At 37.8% G+C, this 9,572-nt stretch carries 11 protein-coding genes; all 11 read left to right on the top strand.

The window, feature by feature from the left end:
* Positions 1-148 precede the first annotated feature (148 nt).
* The gene (gene rimP / locus QZ334_RS05260) at positions 149-607 is read left to right on the top strand and encodes a ribosome maturation factor RimP (RefSeq protein WP_295232492.1); all 459 of its coding nucleotides are present in this window, start codon (positions 149-151) and stop codon (positions 605-607) included.
* A 17-nt stretch (positions 608-624) separates the two neighbouring features.
* A complete protein-coding gene (gene nusA, locus QZ334_RS05255; RefSeq protein WP_178885094.1) occupies positions 625-1,701 on the top strand; it encodes a transcription termination factor NusA in 1,077 nt (358 codons plus the stop codon).
* A gap of 2 nt (positions 1,702-1,703) precedes the next feature.
* Entirely contained in the window at positions 1,704-1,973 is a 270-nt protein-coding gene (gene rnpM, locus QZ334_RS05250; protein ID WP_105085510.1) for an RNase P modulator RnpM, read from the top strand.
* Between the two features lie 12 nt (positions 1,974-1,985).
* The gene (locus QZ334_RS05245; protein WP_105085511.1) at positions 1,986-2,291 is read left to right on the top strand and encodes a L7Ae/L30e/S12e/Gadd45 family ribosomal protein; all 306 of its coding nucleotides are present in this window, start codon (positions 1,986-1,988) and stop codon (positions 2,289-2,291) included.
* 15 nt (positions 2,292-2,306) lie between these two features.
* Positions 2,307-4,769: a translation initiation factor IF-2 gene (gene infB, locus QZ334_RS05240; RefSeq protein ID WP_295232488.1), complete on the top strand. Its 2,463-nt coding sequence runs from the start codon at positions 2,307-2,309 to the stop codon at positions 4,767-4,769.
* Between the two features lie 9 nt (positions 4,770-4,778).
* Positions 4,779-5,135 carry a 30S ribosome-binding factor RbfA gene (gene rbfA / locus QZ334_RS05235; RefSeq protein ID WP_005386857.1) on the top strand — a complete coding sequence of 119 codons (357 nt, stop codon included), beginning with the start codon at positions 4,779-4,781 and terminating at the stop codon, positions 5,133-5,135.
* 17 nt (positions 5,136-5,152) lie between these two features.
* Complete coding sequence (locus tag QZ334_RS05230) at positions 5,153-6,097, top strand: DHH family phosphoesterase (protein ID WP_005386856.1); 945 nt, start codon at positions 5,153-5,155, stop codon at positions 6,095-6,097.
* Positions 6,097-7,038 carry a tRNA pseudouridine synthase B gene (locus tag QZ334_RS05225; RefSeq protein ID WP_295232485.1) on the top strand — a complete coding sequence of 314 codons (942 nt, stop codon included), beginning with the start codon at positions 6,097-6,099 and terminating at the stop codon, positions 7,036-7,038. Before QZ334_RS05230 ends, QZ334_RS05225 begins: the two co-directional genes overlap by 1 nt.
* A 2-nt stretch (positions 7,039-7,040) precedes the next feature.
* Positions 7,041-7,973: a riboflavin biosynthesis protein RibF gene (gene ribF, locus QZ334_RS05220; protein WP_156719750.1), complete on the top strand. Its 933-nt coding sequence runs from the start codon at positions 7,041-7,043 to the stop codon at positions 7,971-7,973.
* A gap of 13 nt (positions 7,974-7,986) precedes the next feature.
* A complete protein-coding gene (locus QZ334_RS05215) occupies positions 7,987-8,751 on the top strand; it encodes a shikimate kinase (RefSeq protein WP_105085516.1) in 765 nt (254 codons plus the stop codon).
* On the top strand, positions 8,751-9,572 hold an 822-nt coding region (locus QZ334_RS05210; RefSeq protein WP_295232482.1), incomplete at its 3' end, for a helix-hairpin-helix domain-containing protein. The genes QZ334_RS05215 and QZ334_RS05210, both read left to right, overlap by 1 nt.

Here is a 9,572-nt window from a genome sequence, read left to right as displayed (position 1 = left end):
GTAAATATGATATACTATATATGACTTTTATATAAATCTTTTAAAAGAGTGGGCTTATGTCCACTCTTTCATTTATGATTAGCCTAATTTTAAGGTGTTTGTAATCAAGAGATATATACAAGATGTAGTAATAAAGGAGGCGATGGCTATGAAGAGAGAAGCAGTAGAGGAATTTGTATCCTCTGTAGTTGAAGATATTATAGCCGGCACCGAAATGGAACTAGTCGATGTAGATTACGTTCGTGAACGCGATTGGTATTTGCGTGTCTATCTCGACAAGCCAGGTGGTGTAGATTTGGATGACTGCCAGTTGGTTAGCGAAAAACTAAGTGCTGTGCTCGACGAAAAAGATCCAATTACGGAAAACTATTTATTGGAAGTATCTTCTCCAGGCCTAGATCGAGTTCTTAAGAAGGATAAGGATTTGGTTCGCTATAATGGTCGTGATGTTGATATCCAGCTATTTAAACCGATTAATGGCAGTAAGCAATTTACTGGTGTATTAGAAGGTTTTACAGACACAACTATCGATTTTACTATCAATGGTGAAAGCATGACATTCGAACGGTCTGCCATTGCACAAATTCGATTACATCTTGATTTTTAATATATGGAGGCATACGAGTGAGTCAAGAATTAATTCAAGCGGTAATGGTGCTTACAAAGCAAAAAGGTTTTGCTCCTGAGGTTATTTTTGAATCCTTAGAGGCTGCATTGTTGCAAGCATATCGCAAAGAACCTACATCTAATCCAGATGCGTACGTTGTGATTGACCGTGAAACAGGCGTTTATAAAGTAATGGCTAAAAAACAAGTAGTAGAAACTGTGGAATTGCCAGAAACAGAAATTAGCTTGTTAGAAGCGCGCAAAATTGACAAACGTTTTGAAGTTGGCGACGTAGTAGAAGTCGATGTTACTCCAGCTAACTTTGGCCGTAGTGCTGCCCATACTGCAAAACAAATGCTTATTCAACGTTTGAAAGAGGCTGAACGCAGCGTAGTATATGAAGAATACTATAGCCGTGAAGGCGATATCATTACTGGCGTTATTACACGTGTTGAAGGTAAAAATGTATTTATCAATTTAGGTAAAACAGAAGCAATCTTGCCACCTACTGAGCAAATTGCTACAGAAACATATCGCGAAGGAGATCGTATTAAATGCTATATCGTAGAGGTTAAGAAAACTACGAAAGGGCCTCAAATCATGATTTCCCGAACCCATCCTGGTTTATTAAAACGCCTCTTTGAATTAGAGGTACCAGAAATTTATGAAGGTGTGGTAGAGCTTAAATCCGTAGCTCGTGAGCCAGGTATGCGTTCTAAGATTGCTGTTTATAGCCGCGATGAAAATGTTGACCCAGTAGGTGCTTGCGTAGGTCCTAAAGGCCAACGTGTACAACATATCGTTGATGAGTTACATGATGAAAAGATTGATATCGTTAAATGGGATGAAGATCCAGCAATTTATATCGCAAACTCTTTGAGTCCAGCAAAGGTTGTATCTGTTGATGTAAGTGAAGAAGAAAAATCCTCTTACGTTGTAGTTCCTGATTATCAATTATCCTTAGCAATTGGTAAAGCTGGTCAAAATGCTCGATTAGCAGCCAAATTAACTAACTGGAAAATCGATATTAAGAGTGAAACTCAAGCAGCTGAAGAACCTTTTGCAGGTTTTGGCAATGCTGAGGATGGAGAATAGTCATGAAACCGAAATCCCAACCTATGCGCACCTGTGTAGGATGTGGTGAGCCAAAGGTAAAACGTGAATTGATTCGCGTAGCCTTGAGCCCAGACGGTAACATCAGTATTGATCGTACTGGTAAAGCACCAGGACGTGGAGCCTATCTATGTGAATCCATGTCGTGCTTTGAACAAGCCTATAAGGCAAAACGATTAGAACGGTCACTAAAGCATAGTGTATCGAAAGAGATATACGAAGCGTTACAACGTGATTTACAAGAGCATGAGTAATCACTGATATACATGAATGAAGATAAAATTTTGAATCTCTTAGGTTTAGCACAACGAGCAGGCAAGGTTATTTCTGGTGATTTTATCGTAGAAAAGGCTATAAAGAGAAAGGAACCAAAATTGGTACTTCTCGCTGGTGACTGTGCAGCCAACAATGAAAAGAAATATACTCAATTAGCAGAAACACATCAGATTCCACTTCATAGTATTGCCAATAAAGAGGTGTTAGGAACAGCTATTGGTAAAGAAGTTAGGGTAGTAGTCGCCGTACTAGATGATGGATTTGCAAAGGCAATAGTAAAAGAGATTGATCGATAATAAGGGGGTATGTAGATGTCCAAAAAGCGCGTCCATGAAATCGCCAAAGAGTTCGGCGTAGAAAGTAAGCAGGTTATTTCTATTTTGCAACAACATAATGTAAATGTTACGAAAGCAGTTAATTCTGTAGATGATTCCGGTTATGAAATTGTAAAAAAACAATTGAGTAAGAAATCTGAAGCACCTAAAGTAGCACAAAAAATAGAACAAAAAGTAGAACAAAAATCTGCTCCAACTGCAGCTCATAAACAAGAAGCTGCGCCACATAAACAACAACATCCAAATCGTTCTAACGAACAGAAAAAGGATAATCGTAAACAAGGTGGTCAAAAACAAGACGATCAATCTAAACAAAATGACCATAAAAAGGGCAATGTACGTCATGTACAAATCTCTGAACCTACACGTAAATCCGAAGGTAACCAACAATCTGGTGATCGCGCTAACAACCGCCCTAACAATAATAATCGTAATAGTGACAATCGCAATAACAATGGTCGTCCTAATGATGCGCGTAATAATGATAATCGCAATAACGACAATCGAAACAATGATAATCGCAATTCTAATAACAATGATCGTCGTAACAAGAAAAATAAAAAAGGTGGTAACAACCGTCCTCAATCCTTGTTATCTACATCTATGCAAAAGAAAAAGAATCGCGTAAAACATCGTAATGAACAGTACTTACAACAAAAGGCTGAGGCTGAACGTAAGGCTGAAGCAGCGATTGCTACGGAAATCGAATTATGCGGTTCTTTAACAGTTAAAGAATTAGCCGAAAAAATGGGCCGCGAAGTATCTGAAATCATCAAAAAGTTGATGCTCTTAGGTGTTATGGCTAGCATTAACCAAGAGGTTGACGTTGATACTGCTACAATCGTAGCTGAAGAATTTGGTGTAACTGTAACAGAAGTAGAACCTGAAGAAGATCCTACTGATATCATCGAGATTGAAGATGCACCAGAAACATTAAAACCTCGTCCTCCAGTTGTTACTATCATGGGTCACGTTGACCATGGTAAAACATCCTTGTTGGACGTAATTCGTCAAACTAATGTAACAGCTGGCGAAGCAGGTGGTATTACTCAACATATCGGTGCTTACCAAGTTCGTTATAACGACAATAAAATTACATTCCTTGATACTCCTGGCCATGAAGCGTTTACAGCTATGCGTCTACGCGGTGCTAAATCTACAGATATCGCAGTTCTCGTTGTAGCTGCTGATGATGGTGTAATGCCTCAAACTATTGAAGCCATAAACCATGCCAAATCTGCAGATGTACCTATTATTGTTGCTATCAACAAAATGGATAAACCAGGTGCTAACCCAGACCATGTTAAACAACAATTGTCTGAACATGGCCTTTTACCAGAAGAATGGGGCGGCGATGTAATCATGGTTCCAGTTTCTGCTAAACAAAAACAAGGTATCGACGACTTGCTTGAAAATATCTTGCTCGTAGCAGAAGTTATGGAATTAAAAGCGAACCCTAACCGTAAAGCTTACGGCGTAGTTATCGAGGCTCAACTTGATAAAGGTCGTGGTGCTGTATGTACCGTATTAGTACAAAAAGGTTCCCTTCGTGTAGGTGACACTGTACTTGCTGGTACTGCTTATGGTAAAGTACGTGCCATGACAAATGAACGCGGTGAAAAGGTAAAAGTAGCTCGTCCTTCTATGCCTGTAGAAATCTTGGGCTTCTCAGAAGTTCCACAAGCTGGTGAAATCATCAATGGTATGGATGATAACGAAGCACGTGCAATCGCAGAAAAACGTATTGCTAAACAACGCGTTCAAGAATTGCAAGCTACTCACAAAGTTACATTGGATGATATCTTCAACCAAATTCAACAAGGTGAGTTAAAAGATCTTAATATCATCATTAAAGCAGACGTTCAAGGCTCTGTAGAAGCATTGCGTCAATCCTTGGAAGGCATTAAAAATCCTGAAGTACGTATCGTTATCGTTCATGCTGCAGTAGGTGCTATTAATGAATCTGATATTATGTTGGCTTCTGCATCTAATGCCATCGTTATGGGCTTCAACGTACGTCCTGATGCTAATGTACGTCGCGCTGCAGAAAATGAAAAAGTTGACCTTCGTACATATCGCGTAATCTACGATGCTATTAATGACGTTGAGTCTGCGATGCGTGGTATGTTGGCTCCTCAATTCAAAGAGGTTGTCGTTGGTCGTGCAGAGGTACGTCAAGTTATTTCTACACCAAAAGCAATTGTTGCCGGTTCTTATGTAACAGAAGGTCGTATTACTAACGATTCTGAAGTACGTTTGATCCGTGATGGTATTGTTGTATTTGAAGGTAAGGTTGACTCTTTACGTCGATTCAAAGACGAAGTAAAAGAAGTTAAAACATCCTTCGAATGTGGTATCTCCTTAGAAGGTTACCGCGACATCAAGGAAGGCGACGTAATTGAAGCGTACTTGATGGAAGAAGTTGCACCTCAAATATAGGAGGTTTATATGAGTGACGTTCGTGTCAGAAAATTACAAGAATTCATCAAACAAGAGGTAAGTCAAATGTTGATGCGTGGATTGAAAGATCCTCGCATCGGCTTTACTACTATTACCGATGTTCATGTAACCGGTGATTTACGAGAGGCTACAATTTACGTTTCCTTGTTTGGTTCCGATAAGGAAAAAGAAGATACTCTTATCGCTTTAAAGCATGCAGCAGGCCATATTCGTACTGAGCTTGGCAAAGTACTTAAGTTGCGCCATATTCCTTCTATCACATTTGATAAGGATACGTCTTTAGACTATAGCATGCATATTGAATCCCTTTTGAATGAAATTAAAAAGGACGAAGAAAAAAATTAACACAAAGGATAGAGAACATGAGTAAGATTACTATTAATCAATTACATGTGGCTCTGTGTGAAGCTAATTCTATTATGCTAACCGTCCATGTTAGACCCGATGGTGATGCTATCGGGTCCATGGTGGCCTTTTACGAAGCCCTTGTAGGGCAAGGTAAAACTGTATATATGGTAGTGGATGATGTAGTTCCTGAAAAGTACTCATTCTTACGATATACGGACCACATCCATGATGTAGCGTATTTTGAAACAAATCCTGTTGATATTGATATGCTAATGGTATTGGATGCTAGCACGTATGAGCGAATTGGCAAAGTAGGTGCACTATGGAGTGCACCTATTTTTAATATAGACCACCATATTTCTAATACGGAGTTTGCGGATCATCTATATTTAAAGCCTAATTTTGCTGCTACTGGTGAAATTATTACCTATTTATGTACAAAATGGAATTGGCCTATCACTGAGTCTATGGGCACTGCATTATATATGGCTATTGCTACAGACTGTGGCTTCTTTAAGTTCAGTAATACCACAGCCAATACTTTAGAAATGGCTGCAAAATGTGTAGCAGCTGGTGCTAGACCTAATGTTATTTCTGAAACGATTGAAGCTGTGTCTGCCAGTCGTCTTGAATTAACAAAACAAGTTATGCAAACTATCGAGTTTTACAAGAATAACACCGTGGCTACAATCGAGTTGAATCGTGAAGCCATGACAATTCTTGGGGATGATACGGATGGTTTTGTAGATATTATTAGAAACGTTGATACTGTTGATATAGCTATTTTATTAAAAGCTGAAGCTGATGATAGAACGCGAGTAAGCTTGCGTTCTAAAGGAACCGACGTGAATGCTATAGCTAGCAATTTTGGCGGTGGCGGACATATTCGAGCTTCCGGTTGTACCATTAATTTACCATTACAGGAAGCAAAACAAGCTCTTATTGAGGTGATTAAATAATGGATGGCGTTTTACCATTTTTAAAACCTCCTGGAATAACAAGTCATGATGCTGTTGCCATTTGCCGCCGCATTTTAAAAGAGAAGCGCATAGGACATAGTGGTACTTTAGATCCTATGGCATATGGTGTATTGCCAGTATTTCTTGGTAAGGCTACGCGACTTATTGAATACACTGATGGTTTTGATAAAACCTATGTGGCAGAATGTAAATTTGGGACTTTTACAGATACTGAAGATAGTTCAGGTCAACCAGTATTGCCTGATAATGACATGGTATTGAGAGAGGGCGTTCTATTAAATGAATCGTCTCAAAGTTCAGAACTTTCTGATGCTATAGTAAAACCCACTTTTGAAGAATTAGTCAATACATTGAATACTTTCTCTGGAGTTCAAGATCAGATACCATCAAAATATTCCGCTATTAAAGTAAATGGTATTCGTGCTTATGAATATGCCCGTAAAGGTATTCCTGTAGAATTGCCATTACGTAAAGTTCATATAAAAAATATTGAGCTTGTAGCGTATGGCTTTCCATATTTTACAGTTCGTGTAACATGCTCTGGAGGCACTTATATTCGTTCATTATTACGTGATATATGTGTTTCATTAGGTATACCAGGAACGATGACATCTTTGGTGCGTACTCAAGTAGGGCCCTTTGATATTGGTTCTGCAAAAATGGCTGAGGAACTGATGATTCATGGTGAAAGCCTATTGTTACCAACGGATACAGCAGTTTCACATCTTTCAAAAGTAACGGTAAATAGTGTACAATTAAAGATGATGGTTCAAGGTAAACAATTATCTATTGATAGTGAATTTACCTATACCAAACCAGATCATTATTATAGAGCCTATGGTCCTCATGGATTCATTGGTATTATGAAACGAACAAACCACACATTAAAGGTGGAAAAAAATATTTTTATTGAAGGATAAGTATGAAGCAATTACATTCGTTTGATGAACTACGTCAAATCAAAGATACAAAAGTATATGCCCTAGGTACCTTTGATGGCATTCATCGAGGTCATCAACGAGTTATACGGAAGGCTGTTGAAGAAGCTGCATCAGTTAATGGTGTTAGCATTATCATTACCTTTGAACATCATCCGTTGACAATTCTACATCCAGAACGTGTTCCGAAGAGGGTTATTCAAGAAGAGGTTATGGATACCGTTCTTGATGATTTGAATGTAGATTATATTTTGCGATTACCTATGAATGAAGAACTACTTCAAATGAGTGCTGATGAATTTTTAGATGCTCTTTGTACGGATATGAATGTTCAAGCCATCGTAATAGGTGAGAATTTTACATTCGGTGCAAAAGGATTAGGTAATCCTACATATATGAAACAAGCATTGGTTGATAAGCATATACAAGTCCTAGTACAGCCTTTATTGCCTTGTGATGGTCTTAGTACACCTATTTCAAGTACTGAAATCAGAAAAGCGATTCGAGAAGGGCGTTTAGAAGATGCCACGCATTGGCTTGGAAGACCATTTCAATTTAAAGGGACTGTTATAAAAGGTGATCAACGAGGTCGTACATTAGGATTTCCTACTTTAAATCTATTACTTCCTAATGAAATGGCTACACCTCCAGATGGAGTGTATGCTAATCGCGTGTGTATTGATGGCATTTGGTATGATGGGGTAGGTAATATTGGGGATAATCCTACCTTTAAAAATCAGTACCATAGATGCGAAGTACATCTGTTTAACTTTGACCAAGATATATATGGAAAAACAGTTCTTGTACAATTTATTTCCTATATTAGAGGCGAAGTTAAATTTAATAACTTACAAGATCTTATTGATCAAATGAAGGTGGATGAAGAACAGGCTTTAGCTATTTTGGCTAATGCATAATAAGGGGGTTCTCATGGATATTAAAGAAGCTCGTAAACAAATAGATAGCATTGATGCTGTATTAGTCGCTGAATTTGAAAAAAGACTATCTTTAATCAAAGAAATTGGTAAATATAAAGATGAACATCATTTACCCTTAGTAGATGAAGCGCGTGATGAAAGTATTGTTGCATTGCATACTGCAAATTGCAAAGATAAAACGTTATCACCGTATGTTGAAAATTATATAAAGACTGTTGTTTCTATGAGCAATGAGTTTTTAAAAGAGCATATGCATAAGCATATTTTTCTCATCGGTATGCCAGGAGCTGGTAAGACTACAGTTGGTAAAATGTTAGCCAAAGAATTGGGCCGAGACTTTTACGACTTAGATCAAACAATTCAAGATAAAGTAGGGAAATCTGTACAAAATATTTATATTTATGATGGTAAAGATGCTTTCAGCGAGTATGAATACAGTACAATTAAAGAACTAATTCATAATAAGCCATCTGTTATTGCTACCGGTGGTGGTACTGTTACCTATGACAAAACAGTAAAGTTAATGCGCAATAATGGTCTTGTTGTATTTGTTAACCGCGATGTAAATCATATCCTAGATGATTTGGATCTTGAAATTCGTCCACTTGTAAAAGAAAGTATCGAGTATATCTTTAATGTATATGAAGAACGATACCCTTTATACGAAGAAGTGGCACATATTAAAATCGGTAATGAAGGCAGCATTACCGATGCGGTACAAGAAATTATTGAAGCCTTACCTAATACGGAGAAATAATGGACGCCATACGAGGATTTGTATACCGAACTATATATGAGAATACACAACGTACGTATTGCGTGTTTGTCCTTAAAGATTATAATGAGGAATACATTACTTGTACTGGTAAATTTGAGTCTCCTAAAGAGGGGGAGGATATCGAAGTTCGCGGCCGTTATGTAGAACATGAAAAATATGGTCGACAATTTGATGCTACTAGTGTAGAGAAGTTAAAACCTGACAATATGGGTGCTGCAAAGACGTACTTAATGAACTTAGGGATTAAAGGTTTTGGTGAAAAGTCCGTAGAAAAGGTACTTGATTATTTTGGTATTCGTATATTAGAAATTTTACGAGAGGAACGTCCTGAAGAAATTAAGGATGTTCCTGGTCTTCGAAAAAGTATTAAGGATGAACTATTTAATACGTTACTTGGTGAAGGTATTTTATCCGATTTAAATCACTTTTTTGAAAGTCACCATATTTCGTCTAAATGGAGTCGAACTGTATACACTTATTACGGTGTTCAGTCTGTGGCTGTTATTGAAGATAATCCTTATACTTTGTTACGTGTAGCACCAGATATGCTCTTTGGTACGGCTGATACACTGGCGGAACATTTAGGTATTACTGGCAGTGACTCTCGCCGTTTAGAGGCTGGTTTAGAATGGATTTTACGCAGTTTAGATAATCAAGGTCATACTTGTTTGCCTGTAGATCAACTTATTGGCCGTTTAGATGATCTGTTACAAACTGATGCAGATGATATTGCTAACTTTATTGAAGGTCTTTTGGAGCAAGGTGCTTTATATAGTACTTATTATGAAGATATCTTATAT

It is taken from the genome of Veillonella sp. (assembly GCF_019414865.1).
GTDB lineage: Bacteria > Bacillota > Negativicutes > Veillonellales > Veillonellaceae > Veillonella.
The sequence above is the reverse complement of the archived record's forward strand: the minus strand, read 5'-3'. Positions and strand labels throughout refer to the sequence as shown.